The following is a 20,443-nucleotide window of genomic DNA, read 5'->3' as shown; positions in this document are numbered from 1 at the left end:
CCTGTAATGTCGCTGTCCGGCAGCGACTCTCACCTGATTACTTGTAGGTGATGTCCGAGGACGAGTACTTGCAGTAGGTGCCGTCCGCACCGGAACCGGTCTTGGTCGGCTCCTTGCCACTGCTGTTACCCGTGTACTTGTCGCAGATCGAGATGCTCTTGTCGTCGTCGTACAGACGGATCCACTTGAACGTGGCGGTGTCCTTGTAGTTGGTGTTGATGCCGGCCAGGGACTTACCCGGGTCGACGACAATCACGTTGTAGAACTCGGCCGAGCGCTGGTACTGCGTGGAGCAGTTACCGCAGGAGCGGTACAGCTTGCCGAAGTCCTGGATCACGAAGTTCTGCACGACCAGCTTGCCGGGGCCGTTCTGCTGGAAGACCTTGTCGTCGGCCTTCTTCGCGCCGCCGCCGTCGATCTGCATGACCTGGCCGGAGACCTTGCCCTTCTGGGTGGCGGCGTCCTCGCCCACGTCCTCCCACCAGACGTTCTTGATCAAACACGTGCCTTCGCAGTGGATCCCGTCGCCGGCCTTGTTGCCGATGATGACGTTCTGGATCGTGCCACCGTCCTTGACGATGAACAGCGGGTCCTGGTCCTCGTCCTGGCTACCGCCCCAGCCCTGGACGCGCTTCATGCCACCGTCGTAGCTGCTCACCGTCTTGGTGGCGGTGAGGTTGGTGGTGCCCGTCGCGGTCGGCCAGGTCAGGCTCAGCGCGGACGCCTTGGTCGGGATCGCGGTCGGGTACGAGGAACTCGCCGTCGTCGCGCTGGTCGACGAGGAGCTGCTGTTCGCAGCCGAGGCAACCGTACCGGCGGCGGCCGCCAGGACGACCGCGGCGATCACGCCGGTCCAGACCCGGCGTTTCGTGCTGAAGGCGCTCTTCAAACCGCCGCGCGAGGGGCTTTTCATGCGATTCCCTTTCCGGGAGGGTTGCCAGGACTCGGCTTCGAGTCGGCATTGGACGAAAATCCAGACGCAGGGCCGGTGAGTAGGCAGGCCTACCCTGAATAGGCCTGATTTCCCTCCGGGCCCACCCTGAATGGGCCGGGAGGCCTCACCGGGCCCCGCGCTTCTGACGCCCCTAAGTCAGTCGAGAGGCCCGAAAGGTTGCCGCTTTCCGGGAATTATTTTTGAACCACCGCTCCCGGTGGTCCTGACCTGCACCGAAGCCGCACCGCAGTCGCACCGTCACGCACGGGCGACATCGGTCGTGGATCAAGAAGACAAGTGGGATGTCCGCTTCCACCCGATTGGCTCCGGAGCTCCGGCAGGGCTAACTGGGAGCGCGGCCCAGAAGCGGCCGTGGCCCACCCTCCACCTGGGGCGTGCCACGGCTGAAGGCACCGCGTCCCGCAGACATCCCTCCGTCGCGGTCGCGGTGCAAGGTGCGCGCCCGGTTCGGGCCCCCGTGGGAGGCCCCTCGGGGCCGGGCGCGCACCGCCCCTGATGCCGCCTCGGGTCCACGGGTTCGCAACGCCACCTACCGCAGCGGACCGGCAGACAGCGGCGAGGAGGAGATCAGCTTCCAGACCGCGGGCCGGGACCTGAAACAGATGGTCGACGCCGGCCTGCTGGTCCCTGTCGGCGAGCGGCGCACCCGCGCCTGCACGGCGGGCGAGGATCTACTCCGGCTGCGCCGCCGCATCGTGCGGGAACGGGACCCGCGCGACGACACCGATCCCTTCGCCTGATCCGTCCTCCCGCCCCCGTCGTGCCGAACCCGGCCCGGTGCATGATGCTGGGCGGGTGCTGAGCGTGTGGTCCCGGGTGCGGTGGGCGGTGGGGCGGGCTGTGCGTGACACCCGGGCCGGGCTGGCGGGCACCGACACCGCCCTGCTGTCGGCCGGGGCCACGCTGTACGGAGCGCTGGCCGCCGTGCCCACGTTGCTGGTGGCCGTCGCCCTGGCCGGGGTGCTGTTCGGGCGGGAGCGGATCGCCGGGCTCGGCGGCAGCCTGGCCGTCGCCATCCCGGATCAGCAGGGCGCCGGGTCGTGGGTACGGGCGCTGTTCTCCTCCGGTCTGTCGCTGTCGCCGCTGTCGGTGCTGTTCGCGGTCTTCATGGCCTCCGCGTACGGCCGAGGGCTGAGCCGGGCGCTGGTGAGGCTGGTGCCCACACCGCACCGGGCCGCACCCCCGCCGTCCCTGAAGGCTCGTCTGCTCACCCTGCCGTTGCTCGGACTGGCGCCGCTGATGCTGCTGGCGCTGCTGGTGATCACCCCGACCGTGGAGAACCTGGAGACGGAGAACGGCCTGCCCGGGGTGGTCGCGGCGTCGTACCTGGGGCTCAACCTGGTCTGGGTGATCCTGTGGGCGCCGCTGGCCTGGATGTTCCGGGTGGTGGCGCCGGGGCGGCCGGACTGGCGGGCGGCCTGGGTGGCCGCGGTGGTGACGGCGGCCTTCGTGTCCGGGTTCCTCCAGGGCTTCACCCTGTTCCTGGCCCTGCCGGTGGATCTCGGGCGGCCGTTCGGCGGGCTCGGCCTGGTCGGTGTGACCACCGCGCTGCTGCTGTGGTTGTGGGTGCTGCACGCCGTGGTCTGCGTGGGCTACGCGCTCACCTGGGCACTGGACGGCATGTTCGGCGCCGGCCATGACCAGGACGACCGGGACGACCGCCGGACGGCGGACGACACGGGACGGGTGGCGGCTGGTCCGGCCTCGCCGGGCGGGGCAGGCTGAGGGATCGAACCGCCCGATCCCGCCCGATCAGGCCCGATCAGCAGGAGACCGATGATGACGACGTCACCGCAGACATCCCAGGCCGTGCCGCCGTTCGACGCCGAGTGCGCCGCCGCCCTGGCCCCGATCGCCGACATGCTGGCGAAACCCGTGACGATCAAGGCCATTCCGATGCTGCGGACCAGCCGGGACGAGATGACCGCGGTCACCGCCGAGGAGCTCTCCCGCGGTGGGCGTTTCGACGTGCAGGAGGTCGAGGTGGCGGCGGGCGTGCCGCTGCTGATCTGCCGGCCGGCCGGGGTGCAGACGCCGGTCGGGGCGATCTACTGGATCCACGGCGGCGGCATGATCATGGGCGACCACCGCACCGGTCTCGGCGAACCCTTCGCCTGCGCCGAGGAATTCGGTCTCGCGGTGGTGTCGGTGGGCTACCGGCTGGCGCCCGAGCACCCGCATCCCACGCCGGTCGAGGACTGCTACGCCGCGCTGGTCTGGCTGGCCGGCCAGGCCGCCGGGCTGGGCATCGACCCGGCCCGCATCGTCTGTGCCGGGGGCAGCGCCGGGGGTGGGCTGGCCGCGGCCGTCGCCCTGCTGTGCCGCGACCGGGGCGGGCCCGCCCTGCTCGGCCAGATGCTGCTGTGCCCGATGCTCGACGACCGCAACGACTCCTTCTCGGCCCGGCAGATGTCCACCAGCGGCACCTGGCGACAGGACAGCAACGAGACCGGGTGGACGGCGCTGCTCGGCGACGCCCGGGGCGGGCCGGAGGTGTCGCCGTACGCCGCCCCGGCGCGGGCCACCGATCTGTCCGGCCTGCCGCCGGCATTCGTGGACGTCGGTTCCGCGGAGATCTTCCGCGACGAGGACGTGGCCTACGCGATGGCGATCTGGCAGGCCGGTGGGGTGGCCGAGCTGCACGTCTGGCCCGGCGGCTACCACGGCTACCCGGTGCTGGCGCCGCACGCGCAGCTGACCCGCGACACCACCACGGCCCGGCTGGGCTGGCTGCGACGGCTGCTGGAGCCCTGAAACCGGTTCCTATGATGGGGTATGGAGAATCTGGCGCTGCGCCTGGCCCGGCTCGACCCCGAGGCGGGCAGTGCCGTGCGGGTGGTCCGGCACTTCGACGCGCTCACCGAGTCCGGCGCCGGGCTGCACTCCATCGTGCGGGCCGCCGCGCACCTGGCCGGGGTGCCGGCCCGGCTGCGGGTGCCCTCGCGCGGGCTGGACGTGCGGGTGCTGGCGAACGGCGCGGCCTCACCGGCCGGACCCGGCCCGGCCCCGCACCACCTCGCCCCGGGCCGGCCTGACGTCGACCCGGCCTGGCCGTGCGCCGTGCTGGACGACGCGGGGGCGGCGCTGTGGCTGGAACTGCCCGGCCGGCCCGGCACCCTGCCGGCCGTGGTGCTGGAGCGGGCGGGCGCGGCGGCCCGCATCGTGCTCGGTCCCTCACCGGCCACGGCCGTCGGGCTGCTGGTGGACGCGTCGGTGCCCGAGGCGGAGCGGGTGGCCGCCGCCCGCCGTCTGCACCTGCCCGAGACCGTGCGCGCCGTGGCCGAACTCGGCGCCCCGCCCCGGGTGGTGGCGGCCGGGGCGCCGGCCGGGAGCGGCGCCCGGGCCGGGATCGGCGCGGCGGGCACGGTCGCCGAGCTGCCCCGGTCGTGGGAGCAGGCCCGCCTGGCGCTGCGGCTGAGCGCCGACGGCGACGAGCGGGATCCGGGGCCGCGGGTGGTGCACGCCGACGAGCTGGGTGCGCTGCTGCTCCTGCTGCGGGCGGCCGAGGAGGCACCCGCTCCGCACCCGGACGTGCTCACGCTGGACCGGGCCGCCGCCACGGCCGCCTGGGTTCTGCCCAGCCTGGTGGCGGTGAACCAGGCCGTCAGCCTGCGCGACGCCGCCCGCGCGCTCGGGGTGCACCACTCCACGCTCCAGGACCGGCTCCGGCACGCGGAGACCCTGCTGGGCTGGAACACTCGCGACCGCACCGGCCAGACCCGGCTGGCCCTGGCGATCGCCCTGCTCCGGCTGCACCGGACCGCCTGAAGCCGTTCAGCCGCGGCGCTGGGTGGAGAGCACCCCCGAGAAGAGGATCACCAGCATCCCGGCCACCGGCACCACCAGCAGCCCGGCCCGCAGCGAGGTGGCGTCGGCCACCGCCCCGACGATCGGCGGGGCTGCCAGGAACCCCACGCGCAGTAGCCAGCTGACCACGGTCAGCCCGACTCCCGGTGCCAGGCCCGGGATCTCGTCGGCGCCGTGCATGGCTGCCGGGATCAGCGTGGCGATCCCCAGCCCGGCCAGGCCGAAACCGGCGATCGTGCCGATCACGGTGGGCACCAGCAGGGCCGAGCCCATGCCGAGCAGCACCACCACTCCCCCGGCCCGGGCCACCGCGCGCTGGCCGAACCGGTCCACCAGCGGGTCGCCGAGCAGCCGGCCGACGAACTGCAACCCCTGCAACGCGATGAAGCCCAGCCCAGCCACGAACGTGCTGGCCCCGAGCGAACCGGACAGGTAGATGGCCGCCCACGAGGCACCGGCGTCTTCCACCACGGCCCCGCCGGCCGCGATCACGACCAGGGCCAGCAGCAGTCCGACCACGGCCGGGCCGAAAGAACCGCGCCGGGCGGGCGCAGCCTCCTCGTCGTCCACCGTCTCGACCGGCTCGGCGCCGGGCAGCAACCAGCGGTACGAGGCGGCCGACATCGCGCTGAACAGCACGCCGGACACGATCATGTGGGTGGAGGTGGCCAGCCCGAGGGCGGCCAGCCCTGCCCCCATCGCCCCGCCGAGCACCGCTCCCATGCTCCAGACCGCGTGGAAGGAGTTGAGGACGGAACGGCCGTACAGCCGCTGCACCCGCAGGCCGTGCGAGTTCTGCGCGACGTCGGTGATCGAGTCCATCGCCCCGGCCACGAACAGCGCACCGGCCAGGGCGATCCAGGCCGGTGCCAGCCCGGCGGCGACGAAACCGGCTGCCGCCAGCCAGGTCGCGACGATCGCCACCCGCGACGAGCGGAACCGCCGGATCAGCACCCCGGCGCTGAGCCCGGCCACCAGCGCACCCAGCGGATAGGCCGCCACCGCGCTGCCGAACGCGGCGTTGGACAGGCCCAGGTCGGCCTTGATCTCCGGATAGCGTGGCAGCAGGTTGGCGAAAAGCGCACCATTGGTGAAAAACAGGACGGCGACGGCGATCCGGGCCCGGCGGGCGATCACGCCGGGCTCGGTCAGGGCGGTACTCACAACGGATCACCCTACGGGGTGCGGGCTTTCAGGTCGAGGCCCGCCGGATCAGGGTGGAGGGCAGGAACACCGAGGCGTCGCCCTCGCCGTCGATGCGCGACAGCAGCAGGCGCACCATCTCCCGGCTGATCCGCTCGAACGGCTGCCGCATCGTGGTCAGCTCGGGGTCGAGGTGCTCGGCCACCCCGGCGTCGTCGAACCCGCCCACCCGCACGTCGTCCGGAATCCGCCGGCCCGCCTCCCGCAGCACCGCACAGGCCCCGGCCGCCATCAGGTCGGAGGCCACGAACACCCCGTCCAGGTCGGGCACCCGCTCCAGCAGGGCCCGCATGCCCTCGGCCCCGCTCTCCCGGGAGTAGTCGCCGTGCACGATCAGCTCCGGCCGCACCGGCAGCCCGGCCGCGGCCAGCGCCTCCTTGTACCCCTCCAGCCGGCCGAACCCACCGGGTGTGTCCATCTGCCCGGTGATGTGCGCGATCGTGCAGGCGCCCTGATCCAGCAGGTGGCCGGTCATCTGCCGGCCGCCGTCCAGGTCGTCGGCGCCGACCATGCTGATCCGCGACTCCAGGCCGGGGAACCGGCCGCACACCACGGTCGGCACGCCGGTGGCGATCAGTTCCTCGGCCACCGGGTCGACGGCGTGGCTGGAGACCAGCAGCACCCCGTCCACGTGCCGCGCCGCCACGTAGCCCACGGCCCGCTCCCGGTCGGCCGGGGTGCCGGCGGTGACCAGGGTGAGCAGCATGCCGTGCTCGGCCAGGGCACGCGTGCAGCCACCCATCAGCCGGGCGAACGTCGGGTCCTCGAACAGGATGTGCTGCGGCTCGCTGAGCAGGAACGCCACCGTGTTGGAGCGGCCCAGGGCGAGTGTGCGCGCGGCGTGGTTGGCGGTGTACCCGGTCTCGGCGATCGCCCGGGCCACCGCGTCCCGTGCCTGGCGGCTGACCCGCTCACCGCCGTTGAGCACCCGCGAGACGGTTCCCCTGGAGACCCCCGCGACGCTGGCCACGTCACGGATGGTGGGACGCTTGTCCCCTCCTCGAAGCTGCACGTCGGAAGGCTATCTCGTCAGCTCTTCACGGCCCCGGCGGCCAGATCGACCTGCCAGAACCGCTGGAGCAACAGGAACAGCGCGAGCAGCGGCAGGATCGACAGCAGCGCACCGGTGATCACCAGCGTGTACATGGCCGGTTGCTGCGAGCCCTGGTTCAGCAGGCCGGACAGGCCCACCGTGACCGGGAACAGCTTGTCGTCGCCGAGCATCACGAACGGCAGCATGAAGTTGTTCCAGATCGCGACGAACTGGAACAGGAAGATCGTCACCAGCCCGGGCACCATCATCGGCATCACGATCGACGAGAACACCCGCAGGTCCTTGGCGCCGTCGGTACGGGCCGCCTCGATCACCTCGTCGGGCACCGCCGCGGACACGTAGATCCGGGCCAGGTAGATGCCGTAGGGGCTGATCAGGCTCGGCAGCAGAACAGCCCAGTAGGTGTTGGTCAGGCCGAGTTTCGCGAACAGCAGGTACTGCGGCACGGCCAGCACCACGCCGGGCACCAGCACCCCGGCGAGTAGCACGTTGAACAGCACGCCGCGCCCCGGGAAGCGGAACTTCGCCATCGCGTAGCCGGCCATCGCCGACACCACGGTGGACAGGCCCGCCCCGACACCGGCGTAGAGCGCGGTGTTCACCATCCAGCGCCAGAACAGCCCGTCCCGGTAGCTGCTCAGGTCGGAGATGTTGCTGAACAGGTTGCCGCTGGGCGCGTAGGTGAAGGTGGAGAACAACTCGCTCGAACTCTTGGTGGAGGCCATGAACACCCAGACCACCGGCACGAGACAGTAGACGGCGCCGACCACCAGAAGACCGGTGCCGACGAAACTCGGCCTCTGCCGGGCGGTTCCGGACGTGCCGGTGGTGCGGTCCGGAAGGGTCGCGGTGCTCATCGGTTCTCCTGGGCGAAGGCTCGGTTCTGCACCAGGCGCAGGAACCCGAAGGACAGCACGAACGTGGCCACGGCCAGCACCACCGAGGTGGCGGAGGCGGAGTAGATGTCGTTGCGGGTGAAGGCGTCCCGGTAGATCATCATCAGCGGGCTCCAGCTGGTGGAGATGTTGTTGGTCAGCGGCCGCAGCACGGTCGGCTCGGCGAACACCTGGAGGGTGGTGATCATGCCGAACACCGACGTCATGATCAGCGACGGGATGACGATGGGAACCTTGATCCGCCAAGCGATCTGAACCTCCGAGCAGCCGTCGATGCGGGCCGCCTCGTAGAGCTCGGTGGGGATCGAGCGCAGCGCGGTGTAGAGCACGATCATGTTGAACCCGACGCCGCCCCAGACCGCGATGTTGGCGATGCCGAACAGCACCAGGCCCGGCGCCATCGGCTGCGGCAGAGTCACACCGACCTGGTCGGCGGCGTAGGTGAACGGGCTGACGGCGGGCAGGTAGAGGAAACCCCACAGCAGCGAGGAGATCACGGCCGGCACCGCGTACGGCATGAAGATGACCAGCCGGGAGAACCGCCGGGCCCGCACCCGCACCGAGTCCAGCAGCAGGGCGAAAAGCAAGGCCAGGCCCAGCATCACCGGGATCACCACGAGCCCGTAGCCGAGCACCCGCAGCACGCTGGACAGGAAGTCGCGGTCGGTCAGGGTGCCGGCGTAGTTCTCCAGGCCCGCCCAGACCTCGGTGCGCGCCCCCGGCCCCAGCCCCAGGCCCTCCACCTTCACCGTGCGCAGGCTGAGATAGGCGGTGTAGAGGATGGGGATCGCGATCGAGAACACGAACAGGAAGACGGCGGGGAGCACGAACGCGTACGGCGCCTTCGGCACGCGGGACCGTCTGCGTGGCGGGGTCTGATCCGGAACACGGCGCACCGTGCCGCTGTTCGGCTCGCTGGTGATGCTGGTCATCGATGGCTCCTACCGAGAATCCGCCGTGCTTCCCCTGGCCCGAGGTCGGGGGAAGCACGGCCGAGAGGGGGTCTACTTGACGGTGAACCCGTTGCTCTTCAGGTCCTCGACGGTCTGGCTCTGCATCGTGGCCAGGGCCTCGGTGAACGAGGACGCCTTCTTCGACTGCGCCGCCTTGCCGAACGCGTCGTTGAAGGCGCTGTAGGCGACGTTGGTGTTGGGGCCGTAGGTGAAGCTGTTCACCGTGCCCGCCACCGACGCGGCGACGTCGTAGAAGTCGTCCTGGTTCTCGAAGAACTCCGGCGACTCGGTCAGGGCGGCGGCGGAGTTCTGCTGGTCGGCCGGGTACACGTTGGAGACGGTGGCCAGGGCCTTGACGCCCTCGGCGCTGGTGTTCAGCCAGGCGGCGAACTGCGCGGCGGCGGCCTTGTGCTTGGACTGCGAGGTGACGGCGGTGGACGATCCGCCCCAGGCCCCGGTCACGTTCTCACCGGCGTTCCACTGCGGCAGCGGAGCGACCTTCCACTTGCCCGCGGTGTCGCCGGCGTTGCCCGCCAGCACTCCCGGCGCCCACACGGCGCTGACCCAGCCCACCTGGGTTCCCTTGTTCAGCGCGGAGTTCCAGGCCGGGGTGTACATCGGGGTGTTGTCGATGACGCCGTCCTCGACCAGCCCGCCCCAGAACGAGGCGACCTTCTTCGAGGCGTCCGAGTCGATGGCCACGCTCCAGGCGTCACCGTCGATGCCCCACCAGCTGGCCCCGGCCTGCTGGGTGAGGCCGGCGAACAGCCCGGCGTCGTTGGAGGAGAAGGTGCCCAGGAACTGCTTGGAGTCCTCGTCGTGGATCTTCTTGGCGGCAGCGGCGTACTCGTCCCAGGTGGTGGGCACGTCGATGTCGTACTTCTCGAACACGTCGGCGCGGTAGAAGAACATCAGCGGGGCCGAGTCCTGCGGCACCGCGTACACCGCGTCGGTGCCGAGAGTGACCGCGCTCCAGACACCTTCGGCGAAGTGCCCCTGCACGTCGTCACCGATGTCGTCCTTGATGTCGGCCAGCGCGCCGGAGCCGACCAGCGTGGGCAGAGCCTGGTACTCGGCCTGCATCAGGTCGGGGGCACCACTGCCGGCCTTGATCGCGGTGAGCAGCTTGGTGACGGCGGTGTCGCCGCCGTCCTGCTTGTTGACCGTGACGTGGATGTCGGGGTGGGTGTCGTTCCAGGCCTCGACGGTCTTGTCCATCTCCGGAGCCCAGGACCAGAAGTTGAGCTCGACCTTCTCACCGGGCTTGACCGCCTCGTCACCGGACGCACTGTCCGAGTCGGACGATCCGCCACAGGCGGACAGCAGCAGGGCGGAGACAGCGAGGGTGACGAGACTGCCGCGCAGCGATCGCCGCATGACGTCCTCCTTGCGAAGCATCAGCTTCGTCGTTGAAGCGAGGCAGCGTCATCATGCGACGCCGCGTGGGACCGGTCACAACGTGGCACCCAGAAACGCACTTGTCAACGCTTTGCCATGAACCCGACACCAGTCGATATGCAGCCGGATCAGGGGGTTGGCGATCGGGCGAAGCTGTGGGACCGTGCACACACCGCCTCGCCGATCTGTCCGGTCGGCGCGATGCCGTTCGTCAGTAAGGGTGTGAGTCCATGAGCGACCAGAGCTGGTTGCCCGGAGTGCAGGCACTCAGCTTCGGTGGTGACTACAACCCCGAGCAGTGGCCGGAAGAGGTCTGGACCGAGGACCTGGAACTGATGCGCCGGGCCGGGGTCAACCTGGTCAGCATCGGCATCTTCTCCTGGGCGCTGCTGGAGCCGCGGCCGGGCGAGTTCGACTTCGGCTGGCTCGACCGGGTGATCGAGGGCCTGCACGGCGCCGGCATCCGGGTCGACCTGGGCACACCCACCGTGGTGCCGCCGGCCTGGTTCTGGCAGCAGAACCCGCACGTGCGCGTGGTCAACCGGGACGGCTCGGTGCAGGCCACCGGATCGCGCGGCATCTGCTGCCCGTCGTCCCCCGAATATGCCGATGCCGCGGGCAGAATCACCACCGAGTTGGCGAAACGCTACGGGAATCACCCGGCCGTCTCTCTCTGGCACGTGCACAACGAGTACGGCGCACCGGTTTCCGAGTGCTACTGCGAGGTGAGCGCCGCGGCGTTCCGGGAGTGGCTGAAGCAGCGGTACGGCACCCTGGACGCGCTGAACACCGCCTGGGGAACGGCCTTCTGGGGCCAGACCTACGGCGAGTGGAGCCAGGTCGGCGTGCCCGCACTGTCGGCCACCACCTCGAACCCGGCCCACCGCCTCGACTTCGCCCGCTTCTCCAACGACGAGCTGCTGGGCTGCTTCACCCGCGAGCGCGACATCCTGCACGAGCTGTCCCCCGGCATCCCGGTGACCACCAACTTCATGGCCACCAACTGCCCGTCGATGGATCTGTGGAAGTGGTCGCGGGAGGTCGACGTGGTGGCGAACGACCACTACCTGACCGCGGCCGACCCGCGCAGTCAGGTCGGTCTCGCGCTCGACGCCGACCTGACCCGCTCCCTGGCGGGCGGGCGTCCGTGGATCCTGATGGAACACTCGTCGTCGGCGGTGAACTGGCAGCCCCGCAACCTGGCCAAGCGGCCGGGCGAGATGGCCCGTAACTCGCTGAGCCATCTGGCGCGCGGTGCGGACGCCATCCTGTTCTTCCAGTGGCGGGCGTCCCGGCGCGGCGCCGAGAAGTTCCACTCCGCCATGCTTCCGCACGCCGGGGCGAAGAGCCGGGTGTTCGAGGAGGTCGTGCGGCTCGGTTCCACCCTGGGCGACCTGGATGTGGTGCGCGGCTCCACGGTGCGGGCCCGGGCGGCGATCCTCTGGGACTGGGAGAGCCTGTGGGCGCAGGACCTGGACTGGCGGCCCAGCGTCGACCTGGCCCCGCGGGCCCAGGTGCGGGAGTACTACGAGCGGCTGTGGCGTGACAAGGTCACGGTCGACTTCGCCCGTCCGGCAGGCGATCTCAGCCAGTACGCGGCGGTGTTCGCGCCGGCGTCCTACCTGCTCACCGCGGAGGCGGTGGCCAACCTGACGGCCTACGTGGAGGCGGGCGGGCACCTGGTGGTGGGTCCGTTCTCCGGTGTGGTGGACCAGGACGACGCCGTGCACCCGGGCGGCTGGAACGGTGCGCTGCGCGAGCTGCTCCAGGTGAGCGTGGAGGAGGTGCTGCCGCTGCCGGCCGAGGGCACGGTGACCCTGACCGGCGACGTGCGCGGGCGGGTCTGGGCCGAGGACCTGCTGCCCCTTGGGGCGGAGACGGTGCTGGCCTACCTGGACGGGCCGGCCGCCGGCCGGGCCGCGGTGACCCGCCGCACCCTGGGCGCGGGTACCGCCACCTACGTGTCCACGGTGCTCGACCACACCGTTCTGGCGGCGGTGACCGACCCGGTGCTCGACCTGGCCGGGATCACCGTGGAGCGGGACCTCCCGTGGGACCTGGAGCTGGTCTCGCGGCACGGGACCGACGGCGCCGAGTACGTTTTCGCCGTCAACCACGCCGTCACCCCGGTCGACCTGACCATCGACGGCACCGACCTGCTGACCGGCGAGACCTGCGCCGGCAGCGCCAAGATCCCGGCCGGGGGCGTCCGGATCTTCCGCCGCTGAGCGCTCACCCCCTCAGTTCGGCCGCGGAAGCGCTCCCGACCGGCGCGCGCCGCGGCCCGGTGACGATCCTCCTCGAGTCACCGGGTCCGCGGCGCGCACACCTCATCGCCGCACAGGGCAGGCCCTAAGCTGTTCGCCCGATGAGCTCCCTGACCCGAACGGCTGCCACCTGGTGGTTCGCCGTGCGCACGGCGAACCGCGGCCGACTCGTGTACGAGTGCGTGCTCGCCCTGTTCTGCACGCTGCTCACCCTGCTCGGGAGCATCGCCTTCGGCCCCGAGTGGCCGCTGCCGGTGCAGATCGCCGTCACGATCACGGCCACCCTGGCCACGCTGGTGCTGATCCCGCTACGCCTGGTGCGGCCGGTGACCGCGATGGCCCTCGGGTCGGTCGTCACCGTTCCCGGCGGCGGGGCCTCGGTGATGCTGGCGCTGCTCAGCTTCGGCACCGGCTACCGGGCGAAGAACCCGGTGGCCATCACCCTGGGCTATCTGGTCGCCGCGCTCTGCTGCTTCCCCGGGGTGATGCTCCAGGAAGACGGCCGGGGCGTGTTCGGGGCGCTGCTGGCCGTGACCCTGTTCGCCTGCTTCTGCGCGCTGCCCGGCGCGATCGGCGCGATGATCGCCCAGCGCCGGCTGCTGGTGATGACCATGCACCAGCGCAACCTGGAGCTGCACGCGGAGCGCCTGCTGGTGGCCGGGCAGGCCCAGGCCCGCGAGCGCAACCGGATCGCGGCCGAGCTGCACGACTCACTGGGGCACCGGCTCACGCTGATGTCGATGTACGCGGGTGGGCTGTCCGGGCCCTCGTCGTCCACCGTTCTGGAACCGGCGGCCCGTGAGCAGGCGATGGGACTGCTGCGCGACACCTCGGTGCAGGCGATGTCCGAGCTGCGGCAGATTCTGAAGGTGCTGCACCAGGACGACGACGGCGCGCCGGCCGGGCGGTCGATGGACGAGGTGGAGCCGACGGTGGCGGCGGCGCGGCGCACCGGCACCTCGATCGGGCTGGAGCGGGTGGGCGAACCGCGGCCGCTCGGGCTGATGGCCGGGCACGCCGGATTCCGGGTGGTGCAGGAGGGCATCACGAACGCCCTCAAGCACGCCCACGGCGCGGCGGTGCGGGTCGAGGTGCGCTACGAGGACGACGCCCTGCTGCTGGAGGTGCGTAACGGCCCGGCGCAGAACGGTTCCGGTCCGCTGAGTGGCCAGGGAAGCGGGCAGGGGCTGCACGGCCTGGCCGAGCGGGTGCGGCTCGCGGGTGGGGTGCTGTCGCACGGTGCCACGGACGACGGCGGGTTCCGGCTCGGCGCGGTGCTGCCCTACCGAGCCGAGGTGCCCGGTCCCGGAAGTACCGACGGGCCGGGAGATTTCCCGCAGGACATCCGGCGCAACAGCCGTCGCCAGAAGATCGGCCTGGTGGCGGTGTGCGCGTCGCTGCTGGTGGCACTGTCGTCGTGCGTCGGGGCGTTCGCCGTGACGGAGTACGTGGAACCGTTGCAGGCCAACGTTTTCCAGTCGGTCCAGGTGGGCGACGAACGCGACCGGCTGCGTCACCTGCTGCCCGCCGAGCCGCTGGGGGTGACCACCGATCCGGACGGAACCCGTTGCGAGACCTACGAGGGCGACGTGGCCGACCAGGACTGGGACGACTTCTCCACCCTCACCTATCGCATCTGTTACCGCGACGACGTGGTCGTCGGCAAGAAGAAGATCCAGACGGAGGACACCGAATGAGCGACCCGATCCGCGTGCTGATCGCCGACGACGACGCGCTGGTCCGCGGGGGCATCAAGTTCGTGCTGTCGATGGTGCAGGGCATCGAGGTGCTGTGGGAGGCCGGTGACGGCGCGGAGGCCGTGGACACCGCCCTGCGGCACCGGCCCGACGTGGTGCTGATGGACGTGCAGATGCCCGGCACCGACGGCCTCACCGCCCTGACCTCGCTGCGGGCGCAGTGGCCGGAGGCGGTGGTCATCATCCTGACCACGTTCGGCGAGAGCGACTACGTCACCCGCGCGCTGGCCGGCGGCGCGGCCGGGTTCCTGCTGAAGGACGCGGCGCCGGACGACCTGGGGCGGGCGATCCGGGCGGCGGCGAACGGTGACGCGTTCCTCTCCCCCGCCGTCACCCGGCAGTTGCTCGACGGGATGAACACGACCGCGCCCCGGGCGGTTCCGGCCGGCACCCCGGCCCCCGGCATCGCCGTGCCGGAGTTCGCCGCCCGCGGGCTGGAGGAGCTCAGCGCCCGCGAGCGCGAGGTGCTGGTGCTGGTGGCGCAGGGCCTGTCGAACGCGGCGATCAGCACGCAGCTGTGGATCAGCGAGGCCACGGTGAAGACCCATGTCAGCCGGGTGCTGACCAAGCTGGGCTGCGACAACCGGGTGCAGGCGGCGCTGATCGCGCACCGCTTCGGGCTCGTGCAGAACTAGACCGTCAGCTCGCTCGGGTCCACCCCGAGCGACCGCAGCACGCGGGCGCCGTGGTTGCCCTCCACGCAGACCAGCCGCTCCAGGATCTGCGAGGTGTCCTGCGGCCAGTCGCCGGGCGGGCCGGGCAGCGGCACCCGGTCGGGGCCGGCCGGGCCGGCCATGGCCGCCCGTACCCGGTCGTGGTCGATCCCGGCGGCCAGCAGTGTCCGCCCGCCGCCGTACCGGTGCCGTTGCGGGCCGACCAGGTGCGGATGGGCGAGCGCCACCTCGTAGGTGGTGAGCAGGGCCAGCAGCACGTCGTCCGAGCGCATCCGGCGGCCCTGCCGGCGGGCCAGCTCGCCGGCCTCCAGCCGCACCCAGAGCACCGGCTGGGTGGCGTAGTTCAGCGACGCCGACCCCGCCACCAGGTTGCGCAGCCAGGCCGGCAGGCCACGCCCCTGCACCCGGTAGCGGGTGCGGCCGAGCAGCGCGTCGCGGGTGCGGCGCAGGTCGACGGGCGTGGAGTCGGGGTGGATCGGGGTGCGGTGCTCGCGCAGCGCCGTCTTCAGTTCCTCGATCTCCACACCGCACTCGGCCAGGATGCCCACCGCCCGGCACTGCGAGTCGCCGAGCACCGCCAGCAGCAGGTCGACGGCACCCCGCTCGTCGCGACCCCCGCCGGCCCCGGCCGCGAAGCCCTCGACCGGGGGCCGGGCCTGGCAGCGGTCCAGCGCAGCCGCCGCCGCGTTGCTGAACCGGGCCGGCCGCACCGTGACGCCCAGCAGACGTTCCACCGAACCGGGTTCCGGGGCCTCCCGGGCGACCAGCTCACGCAGCACCAGCGGAGTCACCCCGTAGACGTCGAGCGCCTGCTCGATCCGGGGCACGTGCAGCAGGCCGCGCAGCAGGTGGTGGGTGCCGACGACCTCACCGGCGTGGAAACAGGCCCGGGCCCAGACCCGGTCGAACTCGTCGCTGCCGGGGAACGGCGTCGTGGTCATGTCCTGATCCTGCTGCGGTGACGCCGCGCCCGCGTCGTCCACCGGTCTGAGATCGCGTACTACTGAAGTCGTACTCCGGACCTGCCGATTGCTCCGTTCGTGAACGTCCATCTGTACACCTGGCTGATCACCGCGGCGGTGCTCGTCGCGCTGCTCGCCGTCGACGTGTTCGTGATCGGGCACAACGTGCACGAGCCGTCGATGAAGGAGGCGGGGACCTTCGTCGGCGTGTTCGTCGCACTGGCCGTGGTGTTCGGCCTGGGGGTGTGGGCCACCGCCGGCTCACGGTACGCCGGGGAGTTCTTCGCCGGCTGGCTGACCGAGTACAGCCTGTCGGTGGACAACCTGTTCATCTTCCTCATCATCATGTCGAAACTGGCTGTGCCACGCCAGCTTCAGCAGTACGCCCTGACCGTCGGCATCATCCTGGCCCTGATCTTCCGGGCCGTGTTCATCGCCGTCGGGGCCGCCGCCATCGACCGGTTCTCCTGGGTGTTCTTCATCTTCGGCGCCTTCCTGGTGTACACCGCCGCGAAACTGGTGGCCGACTACCGCAACCACGGGGACGACGAGGAGGAGGTGCCGGAGAACGCCCTGATGCGATTCGTCGGGCGGCGCTTCCCCTCCACCGGGGAGTTCCAGGGCAGCGCCCTGACCGTGGTGCGTGACGGCCGCCGGCACATCACCCCGATGCTGTTCGTCATCATCGCCCTGGGCAGCACCGACCTGCTGTTCGCGCTGGACTCGATCCCGGCGATCTACGGCCTGACCCAGGAGGCCTACCTGGTGTTCACCGCCAACGTGTTCGCCCTGATGGGACTGCGGCAGCTCTACTTCCTGATCGGCGGCCTGCTCCAGAAGCTGGTCTACCTGTCGCTGGGCCTGTCGTTCATCCTGGCCTTCATCGGCGTGAAGCTGGTGCTGCACGCCCTGCACGAGTACCACTGGGCGGACTGGGCTCCGTTCGGCGGTGAGATCCCGATCTGGCTCTCGCTCACCGTCATCATCGGCACCCTGGTCATCACCACGGTCGCGAGCCTGGCCGTGTCGGCACGCCGGCACACGCCCTAGGACGTCCGGTGTCTCCTCGGAATCTGCACTTCGTAACCGTTTCGAGGCTTTCAGCCCAGACGCAGCAGGGCCTCCGCCATCGCCCGTTGCTGGTCGGTGAGCGGGGGCTCGCTGGTCTCCATCGCCTGCCGCAACGCCGCGCCCATGCCGGCCACGTCGCCACGTAACAGGTACAGGCGGGCCAGGCGCAGGTGGGCCCAGGCGCTGTTGGGCGTGACCGCGAGGGCCACGGCCATGTCGCGCTCCGCCTCGTCATGCCGCCCGACCTGGGCCAATTCGAGTGCGCGGGCCGATCTGTCGTAGGCCATGGAGAATTCGTCGACCGTTCCGGTGATGGCCCGGTTCAGGTCTTTCACCGCCACTGCACCTCCCGTTGTCGGCGAGCCCCGACGTCGGATCCATCTCCCGGGAACAGTAGTCAACCCTGCGACCACTTTCCGGGAGGATCACGGTAACCGCGAGATGCACCGTTCACGAAACCGCGTGTGGACGGCGGACGGCCCGTGCCCCGTTCACCCCTGGCGCATCACGTAGCCCGCGTGATGCAGTTCGCCGCGCACGAACTCACCGAACGCCCAGAACCCGGTGTCGTCCAGATAGACGATGCGGTCCCCACCCACCCAGTAGCGGCCCTGCCAGGCGTGCCGGCGCCCGGCGCGGGTCTCGTCGTAACGACCCTGCGCGTCGAGGGCCTGGTGCAGGTACCCGGAGCGGTCGATCCAGGTGCCCAGCCGCGGGTCGGCCGGGGCCAGGGGGCCGATACCGGTCACCGGCTCCCCACCGGGCCCGACCACCACCTCTCCCGCCAGCACCACGGCGCGCAGACCCGCCGGGCGCACCACCAGCTGGTCGAGTGCCTCGCCCCGGCTCACCGGGCGGTCCACCAGAACGAACGTGGCCGCGTTCCCGGCCGCGATCTCCTTGTCGCGGAAGCGTTCTGCGGCCGGGCGCCCCTCCTCCACGGTCCGGTCGGCCAGGGGTACCAGCACCGCCCCGGCGCCGTCGATCGTGCGGCGGGCAGGTTCGCGCGGGCCGCCGACGGCGGTCACCCGGCCCCCGGTCACGCTCACGTCCGTGGCCGCCGGGCCGGCCGGGCCGGTCAGGGTGAGGATCGAGACGCCGGTGATCAGCAGGTCAGTACTCATGCCACTCATGGCTCCGACCCTAGGCGCGGTGCGGTGGCGGCACACCGGGTGCGTCACACCCACCCAGACCCGAAGCGTTCTCGCCGCATGCGACTTTCGTCGCAACGGCCTCCGGCCGGATCACTACCTGAGGACGACGCCGGGCCGCGCCTTCTCGGCCAGGCTCTTCGGCATGACCCCGACCTTCCCCGCCGACCGGGCCCTGCGCCGCGTGCTCCGCCCGTTCTTCGCCTACAGCCGTCCGGCCGGTACCCACCGCCTGCTGTCCCGCCTGCTGAAAGACGAGCGGGTGGAGGCTTTTCTGGCCCCGTACGACCTGACCTACCAGGTGGTCACCCGGGACGCCCACCGCGAGGTGCTGGACGACACCGGGGAACTGACCGAGCCGGGCTCGGTCACGGTCACCGTGCACGACGACGAGATGCCGTGCAGCGCCCCGACGGCGCAGGCCCTGGAGCGGTGCCGGCTGCGGCCTCCGCTCGCCGGTGTGGGTCAGGAGCGGTCCGCCGTCGATCTTCTGGCCGCTCTGCTCGACGACCCGGACTGCCGGGCGGTGCGCTACCTCACCGAGTCCGGGGTCTCCGTGCCGGAGTTGCGCGAGTCGTTGCGGGAGGGCAGGCCGCTGGTGCGTGACGACCCGATGCCGCCCGAACTGCGGGCCACGCGCGACGCCCTGCTCGGGCGCCGTCGCTACCGGCCGCGCGAGCTGGGCCAGTTCTGGACCACGCTGATGGTGCGGGTGCTGCCGCTGAACCCGGCGCAGCACCCGGGACTGTGGGCCCGCCTGGAGGCCGGGGAGATCGCCGCCCGGCACGGTGGCCGCGTGCGCAGCGACGACCTGCTGCTCGCCGTACTGACCACCCACGCGGTGGCGCAGGCCCACCCCCGGACGACCCGCGACACCCAGGAGGACTCCGACGCCGGACCGGTACTGACGGACGCCGGCCTCGACCATGTCCGGGTACGGGCCGCGATCGTGGCCGGTGACCTGGGCGCGGAAGGTGACCTGGGCAAGGACGCGGTACCCCTGCGGAAACAGCTCAAGGGCTTCCCGGTCGGCACCGGGGAGTTGCTGCGCCGCCTGCTGGCCGAGCCGGGTAACCGCTGCGTGCGCCTGCTGCGTCAGCTCGACGTGGACCCGGCGGAGCTCTCCCGGCGGCTCGCCGAGCAGGCGGCAGCCCGAGGAGCGGCGGCCTGAGAACCCGCCGCCCGAGCAACGTGCCGCCAAGACTGTCGGACCCCCGCGCCATGCTGTCTCCCGGCGGCCGGCCCGCGGCCTGCCGGAGAGGAGCACCACCGTGGCAGCCCCGAACCTGTTCCTGATCTACGTCACCGACGTCGAGCGGGCCACCGCGTTCTACCGCGACCTGTTCGCCATCGAGCCGAGCATGATCACCCCGCGCTACGTGCCCTTCGAGGTCGCGCCGGGCGTGCTGTTCTCGCTCTGGAGCGGGCGCGCCGAGCAGGTCGGCCCGGCCACACCGCGCACCTCCGAGGTCGGGCTCATGCTGCCCGGCTCCGGCGAGGCCGTCGACCGCACCTATCAGGAGTGGACGGCCAAGGGCGTCACCGTGATCGAGGAACCGCACGACGAGGTGTTCGGCCGCACGTTCGTGATCGCCGACCCCGACGGCAACCTGATCCGGGTGTCGCCGCTCGACTAACGGCCCGGCAGAGGGTCGGTCGCCCGCCGGTAGCCGCGGTTCCAGTACACCAGCGGCCCGGCGGCCGGACCGAGCTCCACGTCGGTCACCTCGACCAGCACCAGCCACGACTCACCGGCCGGGATCACCCGTGCGGTCCGGCCCCACATCACCACCGGGGCGGTCTTCAGCACGGGCAGGCCGCCGTCGCCGTCCACCCATCCCTGGTCCGGTGTGAACCTCTCGGCACCGCGCCGGGCGAAGGCCGCGGCCACCTCCGCGTCGTCCTCCCCCAGAACGGTCACGCTCAGCCGCTCGCTCGACACCAGCACCGCGCCGGACTCGCTCGACCGCAACACGGAGAACGAGAGCATGGGCGGTGTGGCACTGACCGAGGCCACGCTCGACGCGGTCAGGCCCACCGGCCCGTCCGGGGTGGCACACGTCACCAGGCTCACCCCCGCGGCGTGCCGGCGGAAGCCCGCCCGGAAGCGCTCGTTGAGCGATTCGCCCGCAGGATCGGGGGTCACAGACGTCATCAAGGCCTTCATTCCAGTCGATCAGGGGCGTGCGACAGCACGCTAGGACCTCAAGTCGAGTTCAGGTCAAGCAGGGGGCGCCGAATCGTCCTGTGCTCACGACCACTCTCAACCATCCGCGCCCACCGGTCGACAGAGAT

General features: G+C 71.3%; 20 protein-coding genes. 10 read left to right on the top strand and 10 right to left on the bottom strand.

Features of this window, described 5'->3' with window-relative positions; genetic code table 11:
* Positions 1-37 precede the first annotated feature (37 nt).
* Positions 38-913 (bottom strand): pectate lyase, encoded by an 876-nt coding sequence (locus tag KIH74_RS11495; RefSeq protein WP_214155850.1) that lies wholly within the window; start codon positions 911-913, stop codon positions 38-40.
* Between the two features lie 476 nt (positions 914-1,389).
* Between KIH74_RS11495 and KIH74_RS11490 the strand changes: the two genes are divergently transcribed.
* Genes KIH74_RS11490 through KIH74_RS11475 form a run of 4 tightly spaced genes read left to right on the top strand, consistent with a single transcriptional unit; the run spans position 1,390 to position 4,723 of the window.
* Entirely contained in the window at positions 1,390-1,695 is a 306-nt protein-coding gene (locus KIH74_RS11490; RefSeq protein ID WP_214155849.1) for a hypothetical protein, read from the top strand.
* Between the two features lie 55 nt (positions 1,696-1,750).
* Positions 1,751-2,680, top strand: a complete 930-nt coding sequence (locus KIH74_RS11485) for a YhjD/YihY/BrkB family envelope integrity protein (RefSeq protein WP_214155848.1) — start codon at positions 1,751-1,753, stop codon at positions 2,678-2,680.
* A gap of 51 nt (positions 2,681-2,731) precedes the next feature.
* A complete protein-coding gene (locus tag KIH74_RS11480) occupies positions 2,732-3,709 on the top strand; it encodes an alpha/beta hydrolase (protein ID WP_214155847.1) in 978 nt (325 codons plus the stop codon).
* A 21-nt stretch (positions 3,710-3,730) separates the two neighbouring features.
* Entirely contained in the window at positions 3,731-4,723 is a 993-nt protein-coding gene (locus KIH74_RS11475; RefSeq protein WP_214155846.1) for a helix-turn-helix domain-containing protein, read from the top strand.
* A 6-nt stretch (positions 4,724-4,729) separates the two neighbouring features.
* On the opposite strand, the gene KIH74_RS11470 is transcribed toward KIH74_RS11475, so the two are convergent.
* From KIH74_RS11470 to KIH74_RS11450, 5 genes are all read right to left on the bottom strand, one after another.
* Positions 4,730-5,926, bottom strand: a complete 1,197-nt coding sequence (locus KIH74_RS11470) for an MFS transporter (protein WP_214155845.1) — start codon at positions 5,924-5,926, stop codon at positions 4,730-4,732.
* Positions 5,927-5,954: 28 nt separating this feature from the next.
* The gene (locus KIH74_RS11465) at positions 5,955-6,977 is read right to left on the bottom strand and encodes a LacI family DNA-binding transcriptional regulator (protein WP_214155844.1); all 1,023 of its coding nucleotides are present in this window, start codon (positions 6,975-6,977) and stop codon (positions 5,955-5,957) included.
* Positions 6,978-6,994: 17 nt separating this feature from the next.
* The gene (locus KIH74_RS11460; protein WP_214155843.1) at positions 6,995-7,876 is read right to left on the bottom strand and encodes a carbohydrate ABC transporter permease; all 882 of its coding nucleotides are present in this window, start codon (positions 7,874-7,876) and stop codon (positions 6,995-6,997) included.
* Positions 7,873-8,847, bottom strand: a complete 975-nt coding sequence (locus KIH74_RS11455; RefSeq protein WP_214155842.1) for a carbohydrate ABC transporter permease — start codon at positions 8,845-8,847, stop codon at positions 7,873-7,875. The genes KIH74_RS11460 and KIH74_RS11455 overlap by 4 nt, the downstream gene beginning before the upstream one ends.
* Before the next feature lie 72 nt (positions 8,848-8,919).
* Positions 8,920-10,245, bottom strand: a complete 1,326-nt coding sequence (locus KIH74_RS11450; RefSeq protein ID WP_214155841.1) for an ABC transporter substrate-binding protein — start codon at positions 10,243-10,245, stop codon at positions 8,920-8,922.
* 251 nt (positions 10,246-10,496) lie between these two features.
* On the opposite strand from KIH74_RS11450, the gene KIH74_RS11445 reads away from it, so the two are divergent.
* The 3 genes from KIH74_RS11445 (at position 10,497) to KIH74_RS11435 (ending at position 14,925) form a co-directional block, all read left to right on the top strand.
* Entirely contained in the window at positions 10,497-12,494 is a 1,998-nt protein-coding gene (locus tag KIH74_RS11445; protein WP_214155840.1) for a beta-galactosidase, read from the top strand.
* Positions 12,495-12,634: 140 nt separating this feature from the next.
* On the top strand, positions 12,635-14,230 hold the full coding sequence (locus tag KIH74_RS11440; protein ID WP_214155839.1) for a sensor histidine kinase: 1,596 nt from the start codon (positions 12,635-12,637) through the stop codon (positions 14,228-14,230).
* Positions 14,227-14,925 (top strand): response regulator, encoded by a 699-nt coding sequence (locus tag KIH74_RS11435; protein ID WP_214155838.1) that lies wholly within the window; start codon positions 14,227-14,229, stop codon positions 14,923-14,925. Before KIH74_RS11440 ends, KIH74_RS11435 begins: the two co-directional genes overlap by 4 nt.
* Here the strand turns inward: KIH74_RS11435 and KIH74_RS11430 are convergent.
* Positions 14,922-15,905, bottom strand: coding sequence for a Clp protease N-terminal domain-containing protein (locus tag KIH74_RS11430; protein ID WP_214155837.1), 984 nt, complete (start codon positions 15,903-15,905; stop codon positions 14,922-14,924). The two genes, KIH74_RS11435 and KIH74_RS11430, sit on opposite strands and share 4 nt — an antisense overlap.
* 99 nt (positions 15,906-16,004) lie before the next feature.
* On the opposite strand from KIH74_RS11430, the gene KIH74_RS11425 reads away from it, so the two are divergent.
* A complete protein-coding gene (locus KIH74_RS11425) occupies positions 16,005-16,976 on the top strand; it encodes a TerC/Alx family metal homeostasis membrane protein (protein ID WP_214155836.1) in 972 nt (323 codons plus the stop codon).
* Positions 16,977-17,026: 50 nt separating this feature from the next.
* On the opposite strand, the gene KIH74_RS11420 is transcribed toward KIH74_RS11425, so the two are convergent.
* Positions 17,027-17,332: a hypothetical protein gene (locus KIH74_RS11420; protein WP_214155835.1), complete on the bottom strand. Its 306-nt coding sequence runs from the start codon at positions 17,330-17,332 to the stop codon at positions 17,027-17,029.
* A gap of 156 nt (positions 17,333-17,488) precedes the next feature.
* Entirely contained in the window at positions 17,489-18,121 is a 633-nt protein-coding gene (locus tag KIH74_RS11415; protein ID WP_214155834.1) for an Atu4866 domain-containing protein, read from the bottom strand.
* Positions 18,122-18,293: 172 nt separating this feature from the next.
* Between KIH74_RS11415 and KIH74_RS11410 the strand changes: the two genes are divergently transcribed.
* Both KIH74_RS11410 and KIH74_RS11405 read left to right on the top strand, forming a co-directional pair.
* Positions 18,294-19,319 carry a Clp protease N-terminal domain-containing protein gene (locus KIH74_RS11410; RefSeq protein WP_214155833.1) on the top strand — a complete coding sequence of 342 codons (1,026 nt, stop codon included), beginning with the start codon at positions 18,294-18,296 and terminating at the stop codon, positions 19,317-19,319.
* A gap of 100 nt (positions 19,320-19,419) precedes the next feature.
* Positions 19,420-19,785 carry a VOC family protein gene (locus tag KIH74_RS11405; protein ID WP_214155832.1) on the top strand — a complete coding sequence of 122 codons (366 nt, stop codon included), beginning with the start codon at positions 19,420-19,422 and terminating at the stop codon, positions 19,783-19,785.
* Here the strand turns inward: KIH74_RS11405 and KIH74_RS11400 are convergent.
* Positions 19,782-20,303 (bottom strand): flavin reductase family protein, encoded by a 522-nt coding sequence (locus tag KIH74_RS11400; RefSeq protein ID WP_214155831.1) that lies wholly within the window; start codon positions 20,301-20,303, stop codon positions 19,782-19,784. The two genes, KIH74_RS11405 and KIH74_RS11400, sit on opposite strands and share 4 nt — an antisense overlap.
* Positions 20,304-20,443 lie beyond the last annotated feature (140 nt).

Origin of the sequence: Kineosporia corallincola, assembly GCF_018499875.1 — a bacterium.
In the GTDB taxonomy this organism is placed as follows: Bacteria; Actinomycetota; Actinomycetes; order Actinomycetales; family Kineosporiaceae; genus Kineosporia; species Kineosporia corallincola.
The sequence above is the reverse complement of the archived record's forward strand: the minus strand, read 5'-3'. Positions and strand labels throughout refer to the sequence as shown.

What these genes read in the sequence shown, in the direction of transcription:
- KIH74_RS11495 (WP_214155850.1), bottom strand. Translation starts at nt 913, where the DNA reads ATGAAAAGCCCCTCGCGCGGCGGTTTGAAGAGCGCCTTCAGCACGAAA.
- KIH74_RS11480 (WP_214155847.1), top strand. Translation starts at nt 2,732, where the DNA reads ATGATGACGACGTCACCGCAGACATCCCAGGCCGTGCCGCCGTTCGAC.
- KIH74_RS11475 (WP_214155846.1), top strand. Translation starts at nt 3,731, where the DNA reads ATGGAGAATCTGGCGCTGCGCCTGGCCCGGCTCGACCCCGAGGCGGGC.
- KIH74_RS11460 (WP_214155843.1), bottom strand. Translation starts at nt 7,876, where the DNA reads ATGAGCACCGCGACCCTTCCGGACCGCACCACCGGCACGTCCGGAACC.
- KIH74_RS11455 (WP_214155842.1), bottom strand. Translation starts at nt 8,847, where the DNA reads ATGACCAGCATCACCAGCGAGCCGAACAGCGGCACGGTGCGCCGTGTT.
- KIH74_RS11450 (WP_214155841.1), bottom strand. Translation starts at nt 10,245, where the DNA reads ATGCGGCGATCGCTGCGCGGCAGTCTCGTCACCCTCGCTGTCTCCGCC.
- KIH74_RS11445 (WP_214155840.1), top strand. Translation starts at nt 10,497, where the DNA reads ATGAGCGACCAGAGCTGGTTGCCCGGAGTGCAGGCACTCAGCTTCGGT.
- KIH74_RS11440 (WP_214155839.1), top strand. Translation starts at nt 12,635, where the DNA reads ATGAGCTCCCTGACCCGAACGGCTGCCACCTGGTGGTTCGCCGTGCGC.
- KIH74_RS11435 (WP_214155838.1), top strand. Translation starts at nt 14,227, where the DNA reads ATGAGCGACCCGATCCGCGTGCTGATCGCCGACGACGACGCGCTGGTC.
- KIH74_RS11430 (WP_214155837.1), bottom strand. Translation starts at nt 15,905, where the DNA reads ATGACCACGACGCCGTTCCCCGGCAGCGACGAGTTCGACCGGGTCTGG.
- KIH74_RS11415 (WP_214155834.1), bottom strand. Translation starts at nt 18,121, where the DNA reads ATGAGTACTGACCTGCTGATCACCGGCGTCTCGATCCTCACCCTGACC.
- KIH74_RS11410 (WP_214155833.1), top strand. Translation starts at nt 18,294, where the DNA reads ATGACCCCGACCTTCCCCGCCGACCGGGCCCTGCGCCGCGTGCTCCGC.
- KIH74_RS11400 (WP_214155831.1), bottom strand. Translation starts at nt 20,303, where the DNA reads ATGACGTCTGTGACCCCCGATCCTGCGGGCGAATCGCTCAACGAGCGC.